Source organism: Halorhodospira abdelmalekii, assembly GCF_016583625.1.
Taxonomy (GTDB): Bacteria; Pseudomonadota; Gammaproteobacteria; order Nitrococcales; family Halorhodospiraceae; genus Halorhodospira; species Halorhodospira abdelmalekii.
The window spans coordinates 1-21,467 of record NZ_NRRN01000046.1; the positions used below are offsets into that span (position 1 = coordinate 1).

General features: G+C 63.6%; 21 protein-coding genes and 1 CRISPR repeat array. Of the genes, 10 read left to right on the plus strand and 11 right to left on the minus strand.

Going from position 1 to position 21,467, the window contains the following annotated elements; all coding sequences use genetic code 11:
- Positions 1-5 precede the first annotated feature (5 nt).
- The 8 genes from CKO15_RS10775 to CKO15_RS10810 all read right to left on the minus strand — a co-directional run bounded on the left by CKO15_RS10775 (position 6) and on the right by CKO15_RS10810 (position 4,835).
- The gene (locus CKO15_RS10775) at positions 6-203 is read right to left on the minus strand and encodes a hypothetical protein (protein ID WP_200196052.1); all 198 of its coding nucleotides are present in this window, start codon (positions 201-203) and stop codon (positions 6-8) included.
- Positions 200-1,330 carry a metal-dependent hydrolase gene (locus CKO15_RS10780; protein WP_200196054.1) on the minus strand — a complete coding sequence of 377 codons (1,131 nt, stop codon included), beginning with the start codon at positions 1,328-1,330 and terminating at the stop codon, positions 200-202. Before CKO15_RS10780 ends, CKO15_RS10775 begins: the two co-directional genes overlap by 4 nt.
- The gene (locus CKO15_RS10785) at positions 1,330-2,280 is read right to left on the minus strand and encodes an ATP-binding protein (RefSeq protein WP_200196056.1); all 951 of its coding nucleotides are present in this window, start codon (positions 2,278-2,280) and stop codon (positions 1,330-1,332) included. The genes CKO15_RS10780 and CKO15_RS10785 overlap by 1 nt, the downstream gene beginning before the upstream one ends.
- Complete coding sequence (locus CKO15_RS10790) at positions 2,238-2,804, minus strand: TolC family protein (protein WP_200196058.1); 567 nt, start codon at positions 2,802-2,804, stop codon at positions 2,238-2,240. The genes CKO15_RS10785 and CKO15_RS10790 overlap by 43 nt, the downstream gene beginning before the upstream one ends.
- Before the next feature lie 124 nt (positions 2,805-2,928).
- A complete protein-coding gene (locus CKO15_RS10795; protein WP_200196060.1) occupies positions 2,929-3,189 on the minus strand; it encodes a hypothetical protein in 261 nt (86 codons plus the stop codon).
- Between the two features lie 113 nt (positions 3,190-3,302).
- Positions 3,303-3,740, minus strand: a complete 438-nt coding sequence (locus tag CKO15_RS10800; protein WP_200196062.1) for a dCTP deaminase/dUTPase family protein — start codon at positions 3,738-3,740, stop codon at positions 3,303-3,305.
- Positions 3,722-3,985 (minus strand): hypothetical protein, encoded by a 264-nt coding sequence (locus CKO15_RS10805; RefSeq protein WP_200196063.1) that lies wholly within the window; start codon positions 3,983-3,985, stop codon positions 3,722-3,724. The genes CKO15_RS10800 and CKO15_RS10805 overlap by 19 nt, the downstream gene beginning before the upstream one ends.
- Positions 3,930-4,835 carry a helix-turn-helix domain-containing protein gene (locus tag CKO15_RS10810; RefSeq protein ID WP_200196065.1) on the minus strand — a complete coding sequence of 302 codons (906 nt, stop codon included), beginning with the start codon at positions 4,833-4,835 and terminating at the stop codon, positions 3,930-3,932. Before CKO15_RS10810 ends, CKO15_RS10805 begins: the two co-directional genes overlap by 56 nt.
- A gap of 196 nt (positions 4,836-5,031) precedes the next feature.
- Between CKO15_RS10810 and CKO15_RS10815 the strand changes: the two genes are divergently transcribed.
- Entirely contained in the window at positions 5,032-5,454 is a 423-nt protein-coding gene (locus tag CKO15_RS10815) for a helix-turn-helix domain-containing protein (RefSeq protein ID WP_200196067.1), read from the plus strand.
- A 426-nt stretch (positions 5,455-5,880) separates the two neighbouring features.
- On the opposite strand, the gene CKO15_RS10820 is transcribed toward CKO15_RS10815, so the two are convergent.
- From CKO15_RS10820 to csx16, 3 genes are all read right to left on the minus strand, one after another.
- Positions 5,881-6,498 carry a uracil-DNA glycosylase gene (locus CKO15_RS10820; protein ID WP_242464735.1) on the minus strand — a complete coding sequence of 206 codons (618 nt, stop codon included), beginning with the start codon at positions 6,496-6,498 and terminating at the stop codon, positions 5,881-5,883.
- Positions 6,479-7,687, minus strand: coding sequence for a tyrosine-type recombinase/integrase (locus CKO15_RS10825; RefSeq protein WP_200196069.1), 1,209 nt, complete (start codon positions 7,685-7,687; stop codon positions 6,479-6,481). The genes CKO15_RS10820 and CKO15_RS10825 overlap by 20 nt, the downstream gene beginning before the upstream one ends.
- Positions 7,688-8,419: 732 nt before the next feature.
- A CRISPR array of direct repeats spans positions 8,420-9,443; the repeat unit is 36 nt; unit sequence GTCTGAGGACTGCCCTGTTTGAGAAGGGATTAAGAC.
- 406 nt (positions 9,444-9,849) lie between these two features.
- Complete coding sequence (gene csx16 / locus CKO15_RS10830) at positions 9,850-10,140, minus strand: CRISPR-associated protein Csx16 (protein WP_200196071.1); 291 nt, start codon at positions 10,138-10,140, stop codon at positions 9,850-9,852.
- 157 nt (positions 10,141-10,297) lie between these two features.
- Between csx16 and csm6 the strand changes: the two genes are divergently transcribed.
- The 9 genes from csm6 to csx2 all read left to right on the plus strand — a co-directional run bounded on the left by csm6 (position 10,298) and on the right by csx2 (position 21,292).
- Positions 10,298-11,425 carry a CRISPR-associated ring nuclease Csm6 gene (gene csm6, locus CKO15_RS10835; RefSeq protein WP_200196073.1) on the plus strand — a complete coding sequence of 376 codons (1,128 nt, stop codon included), beginning with the start codon at positions 10,298-10,300 and terminating at the stop codon, positions 11,423-11,425.
- A gap of 91 nt (positions 11,426-11,516) precedes the next feature.
- Positions 11,517-12,509 (plus strand): RAMP superfamily CRISPR-associated protein, encoded by a 993-nt coding sequence (locus tag CKO15_RS10840; RefSeq protein WP_200196074.1) that lies wholly within the window; start codon positions 11,517-11,519, stop codon positions 12,507-12,509.
- Positions 12,506-15,451: a type III-B CRISPR-associated protein Cas10/Cmr2 gene (gene cas10 / locus CKO15_RS10845; RefSeq protein ID WP_200196076.1), complete on the plus strand. Its 2,946-nt coding sequence runs from the start codon at positions 12,506-12,508 to the stop codon at positions 15,449-15,451. Before CKO15_RS10840 ends, cas10 begins: the two co-directional genes overlap by 4 nt.
- A 3-nt stretch (positions 15,452-15,454) precedes the next feature.
- On the plus strand, positions 15,455-16,597 hold the full coding sequence (gene cmr3 / locus CKO15_RS10850) for a type III-B CRISPR module-associated protein Cmr3 (protein WP_200196078.1): 1,143 nt from the start codon (positions 15,455-15,457) through the stop codon (positions 16,595-16,597).
- Between the two features lie 19 nt (positions 16,598-16,616).
- Positions 16,617-17,531, plus strand: a complete 915-nt coding sequence (gene cmr4, locus CKO15_RS10855; RefSeq protein ID WP_200196080.1) for a type III-B CRISPR module RAMP protein Cmr4 — start codon at positions 16,617-16,619, stop codon at positions 17,529-17,531.
- Entirely contained in the window at positions 17,528-17,920 is a 393-nt protein-coding gene (cmr5, locus tag CKO15_RS10860) for a type III-B CRISPR module-associated protein Cmr5 (protein ID WP_200196082.1), read from the plus strand. The genes cmr4 and cmr5 overlap by 4 nt, the downstream gene beginning before the upstream one ends.
- Entirely contained in the window at positions 17,917-19,131 is a 1,215-nt protein-coding gene (cmr6, locus tag CKO15_RS10865) for a type III-B CRISPR module RAMP protein Cmr6 (RefSeq protein WP_200196084.1), read from the plus strand. Before cmr5 ends, cmr6 begins: the two co-directional genes overlap by 4 nt.
- Entirely contained in the window at positions 19,128-20,078 is a 951-nt protein-coding gene (gene cas6, locus CKO15_RS10870) for a CRISPR system precrRNA processing endoribonuclease RAMP protein Cas6 (RefSeq protein WP_200196086.1), read from the plus strand. The genes cmr6 and cas6 overlap by 4 nt, the downstream gene beginning before the upstream one ends.
- Before the next feature lie 2 nt (positions 20,079-20,080).
- Positions 20,081-21,292 carry a TIGR02221 family CRISPR-associated protein gene (gene csx2 / locus CKO15_RS10875; RefSeq protein WP_200196088.1) on the plus strand — a complete coding sequence of 404 codons (1,212 nt, stop codon included), beginning with the start codon at positions 20,081-20,083 and terminating at the stop codon, positions 21,290-21,292.
- The last annotated feature ends 175 nt before the right edge of the window (positions 21,293-21,467 follow it).

Consider the following 21,467-nt stretch of genomic DNA (forward strand, 5'->3'; position numbering starts at 1 on the left):
CATGCCTACCGCACCACCACCACCAACCACCCCCACGGCACCACCAACCCGACTGCCATCACCCCCCAGAACCACACCATTCGGCTCGCCCGCAGCCTCTGCCACGCTCGCCTACCACCCCCGCGACCCGGCAGCAGGCGCACGCTACGCACGCCGTAGTAGACCGCCTGCAGCCCTGTTCGTACCTGACGCACCCGACTCATCTCACCCCTCCTTGGTCTTGCCGCTGCGGCATGTACCGCAGAATCCGTTGATCGATCTGCACCACTTCGACGGCTCGTGGCGCCAGCGGCTGGATCGCCGGGACCAGCTGCCCGGGGGCATGACGGACCTGCACGACCAATTCCACGCGCTCGAGTTCGGCATCGCCCCACGCCGCTAAGTCTCGCGGCCGCGCGTAGCGCAGCGTGGCTCCGGTCGCCCGCCCCTGCACCGTCGGCCCCCGGCCATGCAGCCGCTCCCCGGTGACCTCGCCGAGCAGGTAGACCGTGCCGACCCGCTCTAGCGGCGCAAGAACCTCGCGCAGTGCGGCGGCCGGCACGCCTTCGGCGTTCACACGCCGGATCGTCGTGCGCTCACCGGGGCCGCGCTCGATCACCGCCCGCCGCGCGTACCAATCGCACGCCTCGGCCCGACAAACCGAGCGCGCCCCTTCCGGCGTCTCGACGATCAGCCCATCTGCCCGATAGGCACCGACCACCGCAAAGCGCCCCTCGACCGCGCGGAAGGCTTCGTTGTCCTGCCCCTGCACATGCAGCCACCAAGCGGCCTCGCTCTTGTGAGCGTCGTAGTGGCTGCGCGCCTGGCTGATGTCGCCGAGCGCATCGCGCACCGTCCCAAGCAACCCCACTTCGCGCTCCGCCGCCACAGCAACCGGCAGGCTCACCACAGCCAGCAGAGTGGCGAAGATCAGCTCACCTTTGCCCATCGCCTCCATGCGCCATTGGGCGTTGCCCGGAAGCACACAGCGCGCCCGCGACGGCCAGAACCACGCCACGCCGCTGGCACTCATCATGTCGAGCAGCGCGTGCGAGGCAAAGCCAGCCACCACGGCCATGGTGTAGCCCTCCGGCAGCGGCCAGGCGAGCAGCGTGACCAGCAGCACCGCCAACAGACTGTGCGTGGCCGTGCGGTGACCGACCCAGTTATGTAGCCAGCCCGAGAGCCACGGCACCATCCGTCCGACGATCGACTGGCGGCAGTCGAGATCAGGCACCAGGGCCATCGCCATCGCCACCACCGCTTCGGCCAGCACCGGCTGGTGACCGCTCCACCACGCCACCGCCAGATAGGCGACCTGACCACCGAGAATATGCGTCGGGGCCAGCATCAGTTTTTCCGTCCCATCATCGGCATCACGAAGAAGCGCACCGCGACGGCCAAGCCCATCCCGATGCCTGCGAGAACGTAGAGCTCGGTGGAGTTGGCGCCGAGGCCGATGTAGCGCGCGGCGATGATGACAGCGACCGCGACAATCACCACCGGTGTCATGTCGAGAAAGCGTGTCCCAGCCTCGTGCGAGAAAGCACGAACATGCTTCCAGGTCACCGTGCGCTCCGATGCCGCCTGCTCCAGCATCCCCTCGATCGCCGCCGGCACACCGCTGCTGTCCTGCTCCACAGCCCGCACGAAGGCCTCCCGCACCTGCGGCGGCTCAAACTCCACCGGGTGGGCATCGAGCCAGCGTCCGACCACCTCCCGGGTCGCCTCCTGCTGCAGCGGCTGGAGTTCGATGCGCTCACGCTCGGGAAAGCGCCACAGCAGCTTGCGGATGCGCTGCCGGCGGTTAAGCTCGTCCATCGCTGCCGCCACCTGCGCCACCTCCAGCACCGCGGCGAACTGCTCGGCTTGCGACGGCGGCACCTCCAACGACTCGACAAAGACCAGCCCGGGGCGATCGGCTGCGGCCAGTGAAGCGGCAGCCAGTGCCGTACACTCGCGCGCCGGCAAGCGCCCCAGGGAGCGCTTCACCCACTCCCACTGCACGCCCTCGCGCCGCGCCCGGGCGATGTAGCGGTTCGGGACTACGTGTTCCGGGAGTACCAGGCCGATGCGCTCGTGGGTCTGCCGCGCCAGTTCAAGGGCCTGCTCCTTGGCCGTGCCCTCGGCGACCCAGAGACAGGGGCGCTCCGGTGCAAGCTCCTGGTAGAGGTGGCGTAACAGTGCGGTCTTGCCGATGCCGGCGGTTCCGGTGATGAGTAGATTGGCGCCCTTCGCCAGCGTCTCGCGCGCCCGCCTTAGCTCGCGATCGCGACCAACCAGTCCTGTAGCTGCTTCCATTGGTTCCCTCCAAAACGACGCGCCACCTCCTCGCGGCGCCCATCGAGCCGTGCCACCGCCTGCCGATAGCGGTGCTCGGCCTCCTGCAGCTGCTCTGCCTCTCGCCACAGCGTCTCTGGGGTGGCGATGCCCGCCTCGACCGCCTCGCGGTAATATTCCAGCCGATCGTGATAGAGCGCCCGCCGCTCTGCCGCTGCCTCGACCTCCAGCGCCGTTACCCGTAGCTCCTGGACCGCGCTGAGGAAGGCCTCACGCACCCCGGCCTCCTCGGCCGCCAGTGCGTGCCGTGCAGCTGCCTGCTCGCGCTCGCGGCCGGCCCCGACCAGAGGGATGGTCACCGAGAGCATCGCCCGGCTGCTGTCACTGGCCCCGAACTCGCTCTCACCGCGCGACAGCGATAACGACAGATCGGAGCTCCAGCGCGGCTGCTCCTCGATGGCCCGCAGCTCATCGGCCCGCGCCGTGACCTGAGCATCAACCCGCATCACCAGCCGCAGCGCCTCATCGAGCGGCTGTGCGCTCACGCCACTGACACCACCTCCGATCAGCAACAGCGCACTGAGACGGACACACCACCGCCCCCCCAAACCGAAACCGGCGAGGGCTCTAGGAGCTCCCGCCGGTTGACGAGCATAAGTGCTAGTCGATTCAGGCATCGAAACGGCCATCCAGGGTGGCATCGAAGCTCGCCATTACCATCCCCTGCTGCAGCGTCAGCAACGACCGAACCTTGTCGATCGCCTCATCCGACAGGGCCTCCGACTCCAGCACGATCTGCAGCTTGCCCGAGCTGCTTACGGTGAGCTTTTTCAGCTCGACCGGCACCTGCTCGACCAGGCTCGGCACCCGGCCGACCGACGCCAAGCCGTGATCGGCCCCTTGCACTACACTGCGAACACTCTCCGTCATGGTCACTCTCCTTGCGGGATGATTCCGGCACTGGCCGCGCTCCCGCTACGCGACCGCCGTTTTGGGATCCTCTCTATGCGCTCCGACCCAAACGATCGGCTCGTCGCCGCTGGCTACAAATAGCCCGCAATCCCAGCACCCTCGCGACGCCGGCCGGCAAGCGCACTGGCTTGGCCGAAAAAGTGCCCCGAGGGCAGCAGCAGCAAACGGACAAGCGTCGTTCCCGCGGTGATCGTCACCGGCCGGTCGCTGCGGTTCTCCAGCACCACATCGAGCTCGCCGTCGTCCTCGGGGCCGACCACGGCCGGGAGATTCAGCGTGCGCACCCCGGGGGCGATGGGTGTTCCTTGGCGCGGACAGAGCAGCACCACATGCCCCGGAGGCAGTTTCAGGCTGTATCCAGTCGGCACCAAACCGTGCGTATGAGGCGCCAAACGGTGCCCGCCGACCGCCCGGAGATCCCACCCGGACCCACTGCTTGCCCGCCGGGGTGCCCAGGCTCCCGGGCGCATGCGTACGAAGAAGTCAGCCTCTAAAGGGGCCTGTCGCATCGTAGGAGCTCCTTCATCTTGTCGATGTAGTGCTGCGCCACATCCGGGTTGACCGGCGGCGGTAACACCGGTGGTGGCTGCGCTTGGCGCCGCCGCACGATCACATCGCGATAGTGGCTGCGCAGCCGCGCAACGGTCGGGAAATACTCCTCAAGACTCACCGCACTCTTGACCGCGTGCAGAAACGGCTCATCCTCGAGTAAGTGCAGCTGATCCCAATAGACAGCCGCCCTCTCGCGCGTCATCTCCCGGTTGTACGCCGCTGCCAAGTACGCCATCGCATTGCCGAATGTCTGCTCCTGCATCACCGCTCTCCCTGAATAGCCACTGAATCGCATCTACGGTTCCCTGTACCCGGTCGTCCCCACACCTCGCGATCCCGGGAATCGCGACGTCGTACTCGTCCTCCCAGCCTTCACGGCGGAGCCATGTCGCTGGATGCGGAATGAAGCGCCCACGCTCGCGGCGCCACTGATCGCACAGCAGCGCTGCCTCGACCGCGATGCAGATACGCCCGGTTAGCGACTCATCCGGGTCGATCTGCGCCCACGCCTTGCGCGCCTCGGCCTTGGCGATGCGGCGCGGATAGATCGCCCAGAAGCGCTCAAAGCGCATCTGCTGCTCGTCGCTGAGGGCGTAAGAGGGTCGCTTCGGTCGTGCGTTATCGGCCGACGCTGCGGCGGGTTCGGGGGATGGTTGGTGCTGCATGGTCTGATCACCTCCATGTTGATCAGCAGGGATAAAATCGGGGCTCTGCGCGGGGGGCTCGTAGCGTCGTGGCGGCGGGCTGGCTTTGCGTGAAGCGCCGGAGCGGTTGCCCGCGGCAGGATGCGAGTCGATTTGCAGGCGGTAGACGGTCGAGCGGCCAGGGTGCCCCGGGTCACGCTGGAGCAGCGCCCGTGCCTCGAGCGAGGCGAGCGCCTTGAAGACAGTGCGCCGGGCTAGCCCGGTCAGGCCCATCAGCCGGGTGACCGAGGGCCAGCAACTGGCATTGCCGCCGTGGCTATGCACGGCATCTGCAAGCGCCAAGAGCACCAGCTTCTCCGTGGATTCGAGCGTCTGGGACCATGCCCAGCGCGTAGCGTCTAAACTCATCGCGCACCCCCACCCTGTGGGGTTTGCGACCCTACGCCGCCCTGACCTACTACCCGAGCGCTTCCCTGCATCGGACTCCTCCATGAGCCACTGGATATTCCTCTAGTGCATAATATGCATGCGCTTTGTATATCATAGTTCCACGATTCGTGGAAGGTTTAACCAGAATTATTTCTACCTTTTTTGAGGCTGGCTGATGATTCGCGTTATCCCCCTCCGTGTTCGTCACCTTCGCCAGCGCCAAGGTCTCACTCAAGCTGAGTTAGCGAAGCGTACCGGGTTCAGCCAAGGTCACATTTCGCGCCTAGAGTGCACCGGCCGCGGTGCATCGACTGAGGGGCTGCTCGTGCTTGCCAAGGAACTCGGGACCACGCTCTCCTATCTCTATGGCGAGCAAGAGCCTCAGCCTGCCAAAACCAACCGCACCGTTGAGAAGCTGCTACACGACTCGGAGGCGCCGGCCGGCCTGCGCGAGCTTGCCGCTGGACCGCTTGCCGCTGAGTTTGAGATCACCGAGCACGAGTGGCAGCGGCTGCTCGATCTCGAACTCCCGCCCAAGGTGCGGCGCGACGACTGTGTTGCGCTGCTGCTCGCTCTGCGCCAGGCCTTTCGTGAGTAACCGCGGCGCAGCGCAGCATCGCACGCTCTTCCCGCGATTCACCAACCACACGGCTGCCGCCTTGCAGTTGCTCGGTTTGCCCTGGTGGACTTGTGGACGAGCCCTGCGGGCCGGCCTGAGCCCTTCGGGATGTGTGGACAGCCCGTGGACAACCCTGCGGGTTGCCCACCGCCTGCCCACACGCTCAGGCCTCTCGCCCACAGGGTCCACAGGGCCAAGCGCTGATTTTTAGACAAGCTAAAGCAAAGCAAAGCGAGGGCGCCGCGGGCCATGGAGTACTGCAGAGGGGGAGTAAAACCGAGGACAAGGATGTGGCCCTCGAGCAGATCCGCCCAGCCGAACCTTTCGCCAAGGCTGCACGGATTCCTTAGTGCATCAGCGCGTTACAGCATACGCAAACCAAAAGTTTGCACTAGAAACCAAAAGTTAATCCGCCCGATCGCGCGCCAACGCCGCGGCCACGGCCACCACCTGCTCCCCGAGCTCGCGAATCGCCCCTTCGCTGCCGTCGGCACGGCGATAGGTGCGGTTCCACGCCAGCGGCGAGCTGTGCGGCATCAGCAACAGCGACCGGCCGAAGTAGGACATCGGCCCCCGGCCCACCTCCAGACGGCGCGCCAGCTGCGCCTCGCAGATCTCTAGGTAGCTGCCGCACCGCACCCACTCCGGCATCAGCCGCTTGGCCGCACTGCGGCCGACCGCCAGAATCACCACCGGATCGAGCGCCTTGATCGCCTCCTCCAGATAGGGGGCGCACGCCTCGACCTCGGCCCGCTTCGGCGGGCGGTTGTTCGGCGGCCGACAGCGCACGACGTTCGCGCGGGCGTAGTCGCTGCGCGCCACCCCGGCTCGCTCGAAGGCGCGATCGAGGTTGGTGCCGGCGATCCCGGCAAAGCCGACCCCCTGGCGATCCTCTTCGGCGCCCGGGGCCTCCCCCACCGCCAGCACGCTGCGTTGAGGACCGTCGGGTAGCACCACTTGGCTGCGGTGGTGGCAGAGCGCACAGCGCTGGCAGTGGCGGGGATCAGACGGCATCGCGGTCATAGGGCATCTCCTGGAGGGGTAAGGGTCTTGAACGGCCTACTTGCAGCGAGGTGAGGTAGTCGCCCCACGCCTGCATCATGGCATTGCGCTCCGTTAGTCGCGCCGAGCGATTGTAGGCGGCGGCAACGGCGTTGCGCTGGGCGTGAGCCAGCTGGAGCTCGATCACCTCCGGCGGCCAACCCTGCTCGTGGAGCAGCGTCGAGGCCAAGGCGCGAAAGCCGTGCGCGGTCATGCGCTCACCGTAGCCGAGGTTACGCAGCGCTTGGTTGAGGGTGTTGGCGCCCAGGGGGCGGTCGTGATGAGTCGTGGCGAAGACGTAGCCGCGGCCGCTGCTCATTGCCTCAAGCCAACGCAGCCAAGCCACCGCCTGGCGCGAGAGCGGCACCAGATGATCGCGGCGCATCTTCATCCGCACCCCAGGGATCCGCCACACCCCCTGCTCTAGGTCGAACTCCTCCCACGTCGCCCAGCGCAGCTCGCCGGGACGAACGAAAGTCAACGCCAAGAGGTGCAGCGCTGCCACCGTAGCCGGTTCACCTCCGTAGCGCGAGAGCGCTGCCAGCAGATCCGATGCTGCCTCCGGGGTCGTTACCGCCGCCCGGTGGCGAACCGGCGCCGCAGTCAGCGCCCCGCGCAGGTCGGCCGTCGGATCGCGATCAAGGCGCCCGGTGACGATGGCGTAGCGGAAGATCTGGCCGAGCCGCTGCCGTACCCGGTGTGCCGTATGATGGCGGCCGCGCGCCTCGATCCGGCGCAGCAGCCGTAGCAGTTCCGGGGGGGCGATCTCGGCTACCGGCCGCGCCCCGAGGGTGGGCAGCACCCAAACCGCCAACCGCCGCTCGGCCAGCGCCCACGTCGCCGCTGCCAGTGTCGGCCGCTGTCCTTCCAGCCACTCCGCCGCCACGGCCGCGAACGTCACCACCGCCTCCCCCTCCGGCCGCGCCCCGGGGTCGGTACCCGCGGCCAACTGCTGCGCGGCTGCATCGCGCTGCATCCGCGCCTGCTTCAGCGTGACCCGCGGATAGACGCCGAGGCTCAGATGCCGCTCGCGGCCGGCGAAGCGGTATCGCCACCGCCACCACTTGCCGCCACTCGGAGCAACCAGCAGGTAGAGCCCACGGCCGTCGAAGAGCTTATAGCGGCGAGGGGCGGGCTGAGCTTGACTGATCCGCTTATCGGTCAGCGGCATCGGTCGGCTCGGCGGTGGCGTTGGTCGTGGCTGCGCAGGGAAAGGCAGATACGCCTTGGCGGCCGGCACGGCTCACCACGGCAGATAACAACGACAGAGGGCGAGGATATGGGTACAGCGCTGGCATGGGCAGGCCACTCCATTGGCCGGTCAAGACTCCAGGCGGCAAGCCTACCGCGCCGTGCTCGCCGAGACAATCGCCAGACGCAGTGTCCCCGAAAGTGTCCCCGAAAGCGGCGTGGCACTTGGCGGATCGCGAGGGAAGGCGACGGCAGCCAGAATCGCGCGCTGGAGCCGCCGAGGTGCGCGAATGAGCGGCAATGGACGGCGGCGGATGGGTGTAGGGTGCCTCAGGTAGGCGTCACGGGTGGGGGATTTGCTAAGAGCCGAAGGGTCGGCTTGCAGTACAGGTCTGCGTTCTCTCCCCGGGCCTTATGCCCAACCCGCCCTACAGGATCGGCACTGACCTCATCAAGCGATGAAGTACGATAGCTGCGTAGACCCATGTTCTCCGATGAGGTGTGCTAGCGACAGCTGGCTGCGCTCCGAAATCTTGCCGAGGTCTAGTAGAAGCGGATGGTTAGGAGTAAAATGAGCGTTCGTGTAGGTAACACGCTCTTTTATAATGAGAATCGACTACGAATGAGATTGTATCAAAACTTCTCGGGTGCCCGGAATTCCCTCAACCCCCTTTGCAGGGGTCTGATTGCAAAGGGTTTCTGGCGTCGAAGGGTCTGAGGACTGCCCTGTTTGAGAAGGGATTAAGACGAGCAGTTTCTCTCTTATTTCAGCTTCCATGCGCTGTCTGAGGACTGCCCTGTTTGAGAAGGGATTAAGACATTGCACACCATCAGCAGTTTGATACTTGATTACGAGTCTGAGGACTGCCCTGTTTGAGAAGGGATTAAGACCTGGGGATTTGCACCAATGGTTACATTCGTGCGCAGTCTGAGGACTGCCCTGTTTGAGAAGGGATTAAGACCGCAACCTGCTTCCGCAGACTGCTTAAGCGCCCGCTGTCTGAGGACTGCCCTGTTTGAGAAGGGATTAAGACACATCTCCGGGCTGATTTTGAATTGCCGTTTGGTCTGAGGACTGCCCTGTTTGAGAAGGGATTAAGACCACCCATTACAAGCCAGCCCTCCTTAATTTATCAAGTCTGAGGACTGCCCTGTTTGAGAAGGGATTAAGACCTCCATGCCCATCTGAATCGCAACCAGCACGTTGTCTGAGGACTGCCCTGTTTGAGAAGGGATTAAGACTAGCAAGGAATGTCGGGCTTCGGCTCGCCGGTCAGTCTGAGGACTGCCCTGTTTGAGAAGGGATTAAGACCCGTCACAATGTGCGCCATTTCAGAATCCCAAGTGGTCTGAGGACTGCCCTGTTTGAGAAGGGATTAAGACCCAAAGGCGGTCCTCGACATCGCGGGGGAGGCGGCGTCTGAGGACTGCCCTGTTTGAGAAGGGATTAAGACCCAAAGGCGGTCCTCGACATCGCGGGGGAGGCGGCGTCTGAGGACTGCCCTGTTTGAGAAGGGATTAAGACGTGCATCGACGACCTCATTGCTGATCGCCTCGAGGTCTGAGGACTGCCCTGTTTGAGAAGGGATTAAGACCTTATTTCAGCTTCCATGCGCTCGCGCTCCCCTAGTCTGAGGACTGCCCTGTTTGAGAAGGGATTAAGACGAATAGTGGAAGGCCCAGTAGCGAAACTCGGTCGCGTCTGAGGACTGCCCTGTTTGAGAAGGGATTAAGCAACGGCCGTGGCGATCTGAGCTTGCCCGTACCGATATTGGCGCTACTTCGCCAGGCGGGATCGCTGGTCAGGTTGCTCCACGGCTCCTCCTCGCTCCTCCCGCGCCTGCACTGCCTCCGCCTTCGCCTCATCGCGTTAGCGTTCCAGATCGGTGGGCTACGCCTCCCGTAGCCGTAACCGCTCCGCTAAAGAGGAAGACCGATGAATTATTTGCCAAGCGCCCAGGGATTGGATAGCGTACGAACCTGCGCCCTCCCCCCGGGCCTTGATTGATTGGTACCACTGCAGGATGACGCTCCCGCAGTGGCCAAGGCGTTCCTCTGGGCGGCACGGGCAGAATGCACGGGCTTGGCGGTAGCGTGCCTGATCGAATCAGATGGGGCGCGATGTCGTCGGGGATACCCCCCTTACAACCTCTCTACGTGATAGCGCTCGATTCTCGCCTCTGCCCTCTCCATCTCTTCGACACTCAACTCCTTCCCCCGCAGTTGCGGCGGGAGGCTAAGCGCTAAGTGCCAGTACGTCGCTCCGCGTTCGCAGATCGCGGCGGCCATGTGGACAGGTAGCGTGCCGATCACCCTATCGCCCGGCTCGACAGCGCTCGCATCCAAATGAACAACCACTCGATCGACGGTTAAGTCTTGACGTGCGGCCCAGCTGACTGCTCCAGGGTGGCGGGTAACAAACCAAGTGGTCACGGCAGTGCGCTCCTTTTCTTATGTGGTTCAACTCGCCTCAAAGTAACGCTCTGCTCACGCATCGCCCCCCGTGGCAAGCTTGCAGCCAGCAGCCCCTGGCATAGACCGACCCGTATACTTGGCGCAATCGACAACCGCGCACAAGGAACACAAGGCTATGGCCGATCAGGGGAACAACGTCCTGCTCTGCGTGACCGGGCTCACCCCGCAGGTGGTGACCGAGACCGTTTACGCCCTTGCTCGGGAGGATCAAGCCAACCTGCCCGACCGTATCGAGGTGATCACCACCACCGAAGGCAAGCGCCGCCTCATGCTCACCTTACTCAAAGAGGGGGGCGGATACGGTCATCTGGACCAGCTCTGTACCGACTACGGCATCGACCGCAGCTCGCTGCACTTCGATGAGCACTGCATCGAGGTCGTGCGCGGCGCCAACGGCGAACCGCTGCGCGACATCGTCACTGAGGACGACAACGCGGCGGCCGCCGATCTGATCCACGAACGCATCCGCACCCTGACCCAAGAGAGCAGGCAGCTCCACGTCTCGCTTGCCGGCGGACGTAAGACCATGGGGTTTTACGCCGGCTACTCGCTTTCACTCTACGGGCGCCCGGGGGATCGGCTGAGCCACGTCCTGGTCAACCCGCCGTTCGAGTCGCACCCCTCCTTCTTCTATCCCCCGCCGCAGCCGATCACGCTGCAGCTGCAAGCACGCAACGACCTCATCAGCACCGCCGAGGCACAAGTACGCCTAGCCGATCTGCCCTTCGTGCGCCTACGCGAGGAGCTGGGGAGCGACCTGCCGTACGCCGGCCTCTCCTTCAGCGAAGCCGTGACCTGCGCACAGCAAGTCATGACACCGCCGCAGCTCACCCTCAACCTCGCCGAACGTACCGCCACGCTTCAAGGGCGGGAGATCAAGCTCTCCCCAACCCATTTCGTCTGGTTGGTGTGGTTTGCCGAGCGCGCCCTGCGGGAGGAACCGCCGCTGCGTTTCGATGACGACGCAGCAGCGGAGTTGGCGCGCTACATCGACTGGCTCGACGGCAGCACTTCGTCGTTGCATGACAACCTCCACTCAGCGCGCGCTGAGCTCGAAGCAGAGGGGAGTTCCAACTACTTCGAGCGCACCCGCTCGCGACTCAACAGGGCACTCGCCGAGCGCAGCGGTTTGCCGGCTCAGGCGGTAGTGCGCTACCAAGTCCAGACGTGCAGCAGCCGTCCCAACACCACCTATGCCCTGCTGCTCACCCCGGGACAGATTCAAATCAAGGGAGAGCCCTGAAATCGAACGCTCGGGATCGCAAGCTTGCGATCGTGCCGATTGCGGATTTGCGGGGTGAAACTATGGGCCACACAACGAAGCGGAGAGCATCATGGAGCAACGAAACTTTACATTGGAGGTGCTCACACCGACTTTTCTCGGCGATGCCGGGCAGAGCGCGGCTTGGCGGTCGCCGCCGATCAAGGCACAGCTTCGCCGTTGGTGGCGGGTTGCTGCCTTTGCACAGGGGGTTCGTTTGCCCGAGCTTCGCCTGCTGGAAGGGAGGTTGTTCGGGGATGCTGCCGGTAACCATGGAGAAAAGAGCAAAGTCCGATTGCGGTTGACCCCGGGTAAAGGACTTTGGGGTGACCGTCACGATTCGAGCTGGCAACAGTCGGTGAAAAAATCGCAGCTGCGGATGGCCAACGGTCTACCGGCGGACGGGTACCTGGGTTATGGGCGCGTGAAAACAAAAGGTGCCACTGAAAGCGCTCTACCCGCTGGGGAGAAGGCCTCAATACGTCTTGCTTGGCCCGCGAAACATGAGGGTGCAGCGTTTATGGATAACGCTTTGGGTCTTTTCCATCGGCTTGGCAGTCTGGGTGGCCGTAACCGCAACGGGTGGGGCGCATGCCATCTCGCGGACCCGCCCGGATTAGATCTAACGGACTTCAGCCGTCCCTGGGAGGCAGCGTTAGAGGAGTCCTGGATACACGCAATCGGCTGTGATTCAAAAGGCCTGTTGCTGTGGCAGACCACTGCCGCGTATGAGAGTTGGGAGGGTGCGCTGCGTCGACTCGGTGAAGTGCGCAAATGGCTCTGCCGGGAAGCAGACGGACCACGTCCGCTCCTCTCCTCGCCAGTCACGGGCCAGGCACAAAGGGGCCTCGACAGAAATGCTCGCATTCCCAATACCTTGCAGCTTAAAGTCGTCCGCGACGATCAGCAAAAATATCGTGGCCAGATCGTGCACCTACCCTGCCGACCCGAGGCGGCACTCTGGCAGGCCTTGCCAGCCTCGGATCGGCGCGATTACCCCAGGCTCTGGCAGAGCGCACACAGCTTCCTTGACCAGCAGAGCGACCTCAAGCGAGTAGATGCATGATAGAGAAAACTCCCATGGATACCGAGTTGGTCCGAACCAAGCTACTGGCCCGCCTCCACGATCCGGCGGAAAAGGCGCTGGTCCTACTGCGCGACCCCGCCGGGCACGAAGGCGGCACCGTGCGCACGCTGATCGCCGAGGTCTTTGGTGAAGCGCCACAAGGCAGCATTTGGTCACTGGTTAAAAAGGCCGATCACTGGGCCTCGGCAGCCGATCGCCCCCAGTTTCCTAGGGAACAGGGCGGTTACCGCTTCGCCCGCTGGAGCCAAGTCAACTTTGCCGACCGCCCGATCCTGCGCCACCCCTTAACCGGCGATTCTATCGACCTTAGCGCCCACGGCAATCTGCGCGACCTCGACTTGGATACGCTCAAAGCCGGAAGTTTAGAGCACTTCCGCGCTCTCATTCATCGCGACGAAGGCGGCGCTGTGGACGCCTGGCGCACCCTGTTGGCGCTGTGGCGCTTCGGCCCCGAGCCGGCAATCAGTGGTGATGCAACAGGGCTCGGCGAACTCTGGCGCTACTTGCCGGCTGATACTCGCATTCCGGATCACACCATCTGGCAACACCTGGATCTGAGTTCTGCGTTTGCGGGGGCTTTCGCTGGCGACCGCCAAAATCGCTGTGCGCTGCTCAATGTCGCCATAGGCCCAGTGCAGCCCTTCATTGCTGCCGCTCGCACCACTTCCGATCTGTGGGCCGGTTCTCACCTGCTCGCCCGGCTCGCGTGGGAGGCGATGCGCGTGGTCTGTGAGCGAATCGGGCCGGATGCCGTACTCTTTCCACAGTTACGCGGTGTGCCGCAGGTCGACCTGTGGCTCCTGGAGCAGGGGCTTGAGCCGACTCTGTTCCGCCACGAATCGTGGGTGGAAAACAACATCAGCGACACCAACCCGCTGTTCAGTGCGGCCCTACCCAACCGCTTCCTGGCTTTAGTCCCAGCTGACCAAGCAGAAACAATCGGGCAGGCAATCGAGGACCACGTGCGCGCCTGGATACAAGAGACGGCCGCGGGCGTTGTCCGCGAATTACTTCGCATCGCCGATCTGCCCGACGATCCACAAACGCCAGCCTACCAGCAAGCCCGGGATCAGCTCGCCGAGTTCCCAGAGATCTACTGGTCGGTAGTGGGCTGGGATGAGGTCGCCACGAACGCGCAAAGCGCACCTGACCCGGAGCGTTTGGCCGACGCCATGCGTCCATTCTACGCCCCTCAAGAGGCGCGCCCCGGGTTCCTCGGCTCCACGGCCTGGAGCGTTCTACAGCGGCCTATCGAGGTTACCGATCCGGAGACAGGCACGCCAGCCACCTTCTACCAACCCAATGCGGGTGTTCTCTATCCAGCGCTCTACGAGCTCGGAGAACGGGTGATGAGCGGGGTCAAAGCAACCCGTCCATTCAGCACCCAAAAGGCACACGGTTACCGCTGTTCTTTGACCGGCGAAGTGGAGTGGTTGACCCACCAACCCGACCGCAAAGACTTGGAGACGCCGCCAGGCCAACGCGCCGCACAAGGGACTCTCTGGAGCCGGGTGGCCAAAAAGCGCCCGAGTTGGGCACGCAAGGGCGAACACCTAGGCGCTTTGGCAGCACTCAAGCGGTTATGGCCGCAGCGCTTCTGCGAAGAACTCGCCGAGCGGCTGGGCAAGGAGAGGCCACCTCGGTTTGTCGTCTCGACGCACACCATGGCGCTGGCGACCTCCCTGATGCGTGCAGCAGAGGAGCCAAATCCGGCCGGGAGTCTCAGTGACGAGAAGATTGCCGAGATCCACGCTGCCGAACGCGTAGCGCTGCCACGGCGCCTGAACGCGCGGCTGCGGCGTCACGACCAAGGAGAACTCTTGGCCCACCTACCCGGTTGGCTGGAACAACAGCGTGAGTCAGAAGAGGGCGATCCGGGACTTGCGCGCAAAGTCATCCGCCAAATCACCGGTACCGATCCTGAAGCTTACTACGCTCTATTGCTGATGGACGGTGACCGCATGGGGGCCTGGCTCGCCGGCGGCGAAGGCACCACAATCCCCTACCGGAAGGCCTTCCATCCCAGTCTTGCGGCCGCACTGGATCAGCGATTCAGTGACCATGCCGCGCTGCAGGCCTACTTGAACACGCCACGCGCGGTCTCCCCAGCACGCCACTTGGCTATTTCTGGCGCATTGAACGACTTCTCCTCAACCCTGGCACGCTGGGTGGTCGAGACCCACCACAATGGTCGCATTCTCTATGCCGGGGGCGATGACTTGATGGCGATGCTCCCCACAGGCGATCTACTCAGTGCGATGCGCGAACTGCGCCACGCTTATTCGGGCACCCATGCTACGTCTGCCAAAGCAGATGATCAGGAGTGGCACGCTGGGGGCTTTACTCACCGCCGGGGGCGCCTCTATCTCAGCATGGGCGCTCAGGCGACCGCCTCCATGGGTGCTGTGATCGCCCACCACCAAACACCCCTCAATGTCGCGATCCAGGAGCTGAAACGTGCGGAACAGCGAGCCAAAAATGAGGGCGCGCGTGATGCCTTCGCCGTGACCGTACTTAAGCGCAGCGGCGGCGCGTTGCGCCACGTCGGACGTTGGTCATCACCCATCGCCGAGATCGACGAAATGACGACCCTGCAGGAGTTTTCCGAAGCACTCCACGTAACCCCTGAGGCTTCACGGCGTGCGGCCTATAACGTGGCCAACTGGCTCACCGATTTGCCCGAACCCGAGGCCATCGCCACCTCGGAAGGAGTGGTCGGTTACCTTGAAAGCGTACTGCACCACCAGTTCTGCCGCCAAAAGCTGGAGAACGAGGGCCAACCGGTTCACTCCTGGCGCCTCGCGCGGCTGGCGAGCGTCTCGCCGACAGGCACTTCCCTGGCGAGTGCCGCTGAGATTCGCCAGCGCCTCAGCCACCTCGTCGGCGTTGCCGAGTTCCTTGCTCGCGAGAGTCGGAGATAACCCATGGCCGAACATCGCTTCATTGAGCCTCAAGACGTGCTGTTTTTCCGCAGCAACCGCCTATTCGGTGAGCCTGGAGACGCGGGCAGTTCGCTGATGCCCCCGTGGCCGTCTGTCTTCGCCGGTGCGCTTCGCAGCGCTATGCTGATGGCCGCGGGCATCGCCCCAGAACGGGTTGCTGCGGGTACCCTGCCGCACCCCTTCGACCAGATCATTGGTACAGCACAAGCACCAGGCAGCTTCGTCCTCACCGGAGCCACACTCGCTCGTGGCACATCGGCAGATCAGATTGAACCTCTCTACATACTGCCCGCCGACCTCTGTGTCGAGAGAGAGGAGACTACAGACACACTTGCAGTCCAGCGCCTAGAGCCACAACCTCTGCCTGCGGGCATTGTTGGTAGCCAACCGCTACCGAACTTACTGGCACTGCGACACACCACTCGGCGCAAACCCGAGACCGGCTATTGGCTCACCCGAACGGGCTGGGAGCAATATTGCCGAGGGGAGTTGCCGTCCCCGGAAAGCCTGGTCCATTCCTCACAACTCTGGACCAGCGACCCACGCTTAGGGATCGCCTTGGACCCCAAGCAGCGTACTGCCGCCGACAGCCAGCTTTACACCACAGAAGGGATCAGCATGAGGCCTGGCTGCGGCTTTTGGGTCACCGTAGACGGTGTCGATCGCGCAGCCCTGCCAGCGCAGATGACCCTGCGCCTAGGCGGCGACGGGCGCGGCGCCTGGATGCACCCGGTCGATTCCCCGCCCGAGACAAAGACCGCTATCGCGGAGCACGATACCTTTCGTCTGATCCTTACTAGCCCGGGACTCTTCCCGGGTGGATGGGCATTGCCGGGACTCGACGCCAATGGCGTCTGGCACTACCCGGGCGGCCGAGCGCAGCTGCTTGCCGCTGCAGTGACACGGAGTCAAACCGTCAGCGGCTGGGACTTGGCTCATCGGCGGCCGAAGCCTGCCGAGAATGTAGCCTCGACTGGCACAGTCTATTGGCTCAAAAACCTTGAAGGGGGGCAAGAGCCACTTGGCAAGCTTGCCAACACCGGTCTTTGGGGGCTAACCCCCGATAATCACGATCCACAACGGCGAGCTGAAGGCTTTAACCGCTTCGTCATCGCCAACGTCTGAAAGGCAGGACTGACCGATCATGTTCGAGAACAATGCAGCCCTATTTCTCTACAGTGTGAGCCCTGTACACATGGGCGCAGGAACCGCTACCGGGGTCATCGACAGCCCGATCCAGCGCGAGGTTCACACGCAGCACCCGAGTTTTGCCGGCTCTGGACTCAAAGGCGCTATTCGCCACGGCTTCAAAGCCCTCGGTGGCAACGAGGCGTTTGCCGATAAGCTCTTCGGGCCACGCGACGGCGCGCTCCATGCCGGCGCGGTCAGCATTGGCGATGCTCAGCTCATTGCCCTGCCCGTCCGCACTCGCCGCCAAGGTTACGCCTACGCCACCTCACCGCTGGCTTTGGCCCGCCTACAACGGTTGCTGAACCAAATCGGTGTGCATCACGAGTGGACGGTTCCCGATCTGCCAGATGGCGATCAAACGCGCGCACCGGCGGCCCTAACTCCCGGGGGCTTGGAGAAGCTGACCAGCGACGGCAGCCGGCTCCACTTGGAGGTCTTCGAACTCGCCGCACAGGCTGACCCAGGAGTGGCCGCCATTGGAGAGTGGCTTTCCGAGCACGCACTCAGTAGCGCACACAATGGTTACTTCCGCGACAAGCTTGCCCGTGATCTGGTGGTGCTCTCAGATACCGATCTGGCTTACTTCAGTTGCAATGCGATGGTGATTGAGCCCCATGTCAGCATCGACCCGGAAACCGGCACCGCCGATGGCGGCTTTCTGTTCTACACCGAAAACCTCCCCCCGGAGAGCCTACTCGTTGCCCCAGTTATGACCAGCGCTGAGCGCAGCGGCGAAAAGAGCCTTGATAGCGCAGCGGTCATGGGCCAATTGCGCACGGCCCTGGATCACAACACCCTACAGATCGGAGGTGACGCCACCACTGGCCGCGGCCTGGTAACAGCCCGACTTGCGGAGGGTACGCAATGACCCCGATGACCCTTGAACAACAACGCGCTGCTGACGCCTGGAGAGCCACCACAGCCTGCACGGAGGCTTACGCTAAGCTCTGCAAGGGCGTACCAGCACTGATCATGAATAGCGGGTTGATGCAGACACTCGCTTTTCTTGAGGAAAAGGCGAGTAAGGGGGAAGCGCATCACGCCGCCCTGGCCAGCCAGTTGCGCAGCTGGCTAGGTATGCAGTTTCCGGAGCTACTCAAGGCCCGCAACGGTCAAGATCCAGGCTACGAAGCCGTCATGGAGGCCCTGCTCCACGCCGAGCCACAACAATTTCAGTCGGTCACTAGCGAGGCGTTGGCGTGGCTGCGGTGGATCCGCCAGATCGCGCCCACGCGCGTCGGGGGGCGAAGCTCATGAGTCGTGCAGCCGTGCCCGCCTATCTTGGAGCTGATTTCCGCGAAGCCGCACCGGGGCACCGCTTTGCCCTCTATCTCCCGATCTGGGACCAACGGTGGCGCAAGACGAAATCCGCCCCCCTCGAGCAGCTGCTGCCGCTGACGGACGACGACCGCGAGCGTCTCAGCGCACTCTTAGAGCGCCAACACCTCCTGCTCAGGGGCGCCGAGCAGGTCGAGCCTGGAAGCACGCTGCAACTGCCGGCGACCAGCATCAGCCCCTTTTCTACCGGGCTCGGCATCGAGCATCCATTGGAGAACGGTTTCGCCTTTTTGACGCCCTACGGTCTGCCGTATCTAGCGGGCAGCGGCGTCAAGGGGATCGTTCGCCAAGCCGCCCGCGAGCTCTATGAGGGAGGCGACTTTGAGGATCAGGGTCGTGACTGGAGTTGGACCGAGATCGAAGCACTACTCGGCAGCCCCGGTCCAGATGAAGGCGGGGAGACGGAGCGGCGGCGCGGCGCCTTGTGCTTTTGGGACGTGTTCCCTAAGCCGGGAAGCGGCCGCCATCTAGTCTGGGAGATAATGACTCCGCACCAGTCCGAGTATTATGGGGACGATACCGGGCAAAATCCGCCGCATGATAACGGTGCGCCGGTACCGATCCACTTCCTCGCCGTCCCGACCAACAGCGCTTTTCACTTCCATATTCAGTGCAACCGCACTCTGCTCGGCCATTCAGCACCCGCGCTGCTCGAGTCCAGCCAAGGAACAGGAGGACCGGAACGCTGGCAGGCCCTGTTGCAGAGCTTGTTCGCTCACGCATTCGCCTGGCTTGGCTTCGGGGCCAAAACAGCGGTCGGCTACGGCGCCCTAGAAGTGGACGAACGAGCTCTACGCCAAGAGACGGAAGCGCGGGAGCAGATCCGTGCAGCTGAGCAGCGTGAACAGGAACTCGCCAAACTGCCGCCCGGACAGCGGTTGGCCGAGGAACTACTCGAGCAACGAAAAGACCAGACTCCGACACATAAGTTCTTGCTTGATCAGCTGGAGAGAGGGGTTGTGCCCGCTACCGAGATCGCTGCTGTGGCGGCGGTGGCACTGGAACACATCCCGCAACGGCGAGACGAAATTCGAGCGCTTGGTAACAAGAAAAAACGCGACCAGCGATTGAATGACTTGGTCGAGGAAGAGAAGCGACTACAACAACTGCAGGATGGCGCACACTCTTGATCCGCGTCCACCCCCTACGACTCTCCTTTGCAGCGCCGCGCCCTGTTGTGTTGCCGGAGCAGCCGGGCGCGCTATGGCGCAGTGCCATAGGCGCTCGCCTGCGTGGCGATGCATGTATCACTGGAGCGGACCGTTGCCAAGGGTGCCGGATAGCCCCTCGCTGCGCCTATGCGCAACTTTTTGAGCCACCGCTGCGTGCCGCCGGCCTCGCAGCGCGATTCCGCGACCCGCCACGCCCCTGGGTTCTGGTTGCGGATAACGGCGCAAAACGCATCGAGCCCGATGCCCCCTTGGAACTCGGCATGACCCTGTTTGCCGACGCCCTAGCCCATTGGCCGGCGCTCTATCGCGCACTGCAACGGCTGCAGCTAGGCGGTGTCCCGCTAAGACTGCTCCGTGCCGTCAGCCACCCGGTTGATGGTCAACCGCAACCGGCACCAGCGACACCGCTCCCGGCATTTACGTTGCGCCCACCTGCCCCGCCATCGGGTCCTATACAAGTGGTGCTGGAGACTCCGCTGCGGCTACAGCGAAACGGCCGCTTACTGAAAGCGCAACAGTTCACCGCAGATACGTTTCTTACGGCGCTGCTCCGACGTATCGAGAGCCTTGATGCGGATCTACCCGCCATAGACCACATCGCACTCGCCCGACACTCCCGTTCGGCAGTCACCCTGCGTGACCCCATCCTCCGGTGGCAAGACGCCGACCGCTATTCAAGCCGCCAAGGTCAGCGTGTACCGCTTGGCGGTCTCGTTGGGCACTTTCGACTTGAGGGAGATCTTGCCCCGATCTGGCCGCTGCTATGGGTTGGCCAGTGGGTCCATACGGGCAAGAGTGCAGTCATGGGCCTCGGTCGATACCGTCTCATTGAACCAGACGATCCCGCAGAGGGTGTCCTCCCTATCCGACTTGCTGATTCTGATCGACATCCCTGGAGAGCCTGAAAATGCATACGCTTGTCTCATTCATCGGCCGCACCCGCCGTCCCGAGCACGGTTACGACCGGATCGCTTACCGCTTTCCCAAAGACGTCGTGCAGGAGGGCGTCGCCTTCATTGGCAACGGCATCGCCCACTACACTAAGCCCGACCGCCTAGTGATACTCGGCACCTCGGGGAGCATGTGGGACCAGGTGATCGCTGATTACCCTCAGGCTAAGTTGAGCGAAGAGTGCGACTTGGCGCTCGTGGAGAGTGTCGATGGCGCCGTCACGACCGCAGCACAGCTTGAGGAGGTCGCCACGGCGCTCAGTGAAGCGGCACCATTCACAATCGATTTGCGGCTGATCCCTGACGTCCCCGGCATGGACCAGACATGGGAGATTCTCCACACCTTGGTCGATGCCACTGCGGGCAGTGATCGGCTGACCATCGACATCACCCACGGCTTCCGGCATCTACCCATGGTCGCCATGATGGCCGCACTGTACCGCCGGACACTGGCCGATTCCGAACCCTTTGCTGTGGATGCCCTGTGGTACGCCCAATGGCCCCCGGGCGCTCAAGAGGCCGAGATGCATAACATCGCCGGCATTCTTGCGCTCGCCGACTGGATGGAGGCGATCCGGTACTCGCGCACCACGGGCGATCTCTCGCTCGTGGCCGACCTTCTCCGCGAGGATGCCCCAGAAATTGCCGAGGATCTGGCACAAGGCAGTTTTAAGGAGACGATCCACCAAGGGACCCACGCCCGAGGCCCTTACCGCCGGGTACGCAGCGCGCTGAAGGAAAACACCTTGCCGGGTCCGGCCGGTCTCTTCCAGCCGCTTCTGGAAGCTCACATCGAATGGGTCGACGGTCAACACCTGCACGTTCGCCAAGCCGCTCACGCCCGCAGTGCACTGGAGCGCAAGGACTACCTACGCGCCGCGCTCTACGGCTACGAAGCGTTTGTCACGCAGCAGACTCGAAAGCTTTACGGCAACGAACACGTTGACCACCATGAGAAGCGTAAAGCTGCGAGCGATGCATTTGCCCACAGCTGCCAAGGCCGAAGCAGAGAGGATCAGAAATGCCGCGCCTTTCACCAACTGCGTCAACTCCGCAACGCTCTTGCGCACGGTGACCACCCCCAACACGCCGACGTCCAGGCGGCTCTGCACAGCCCGCAAGCGCTACACAAACTGCTCGCCGAAACCTTCGATCAGCTACTGCCCTGACCCCTAACGGGCGGCCCACGGCAAGCTTCCCGTTTCTGCCCTCCCACTGTGCTTGGTGCCATCCTGTGGCCCTAGCACTTGCTGTGGAGGGCACACCATGGCCCGCAAGCTCTACCTCGCTGCCTACGATGTCCGCTGCCCGCGCCGGCTGGCTAAAGCGGTGCGCGTCGTCAAA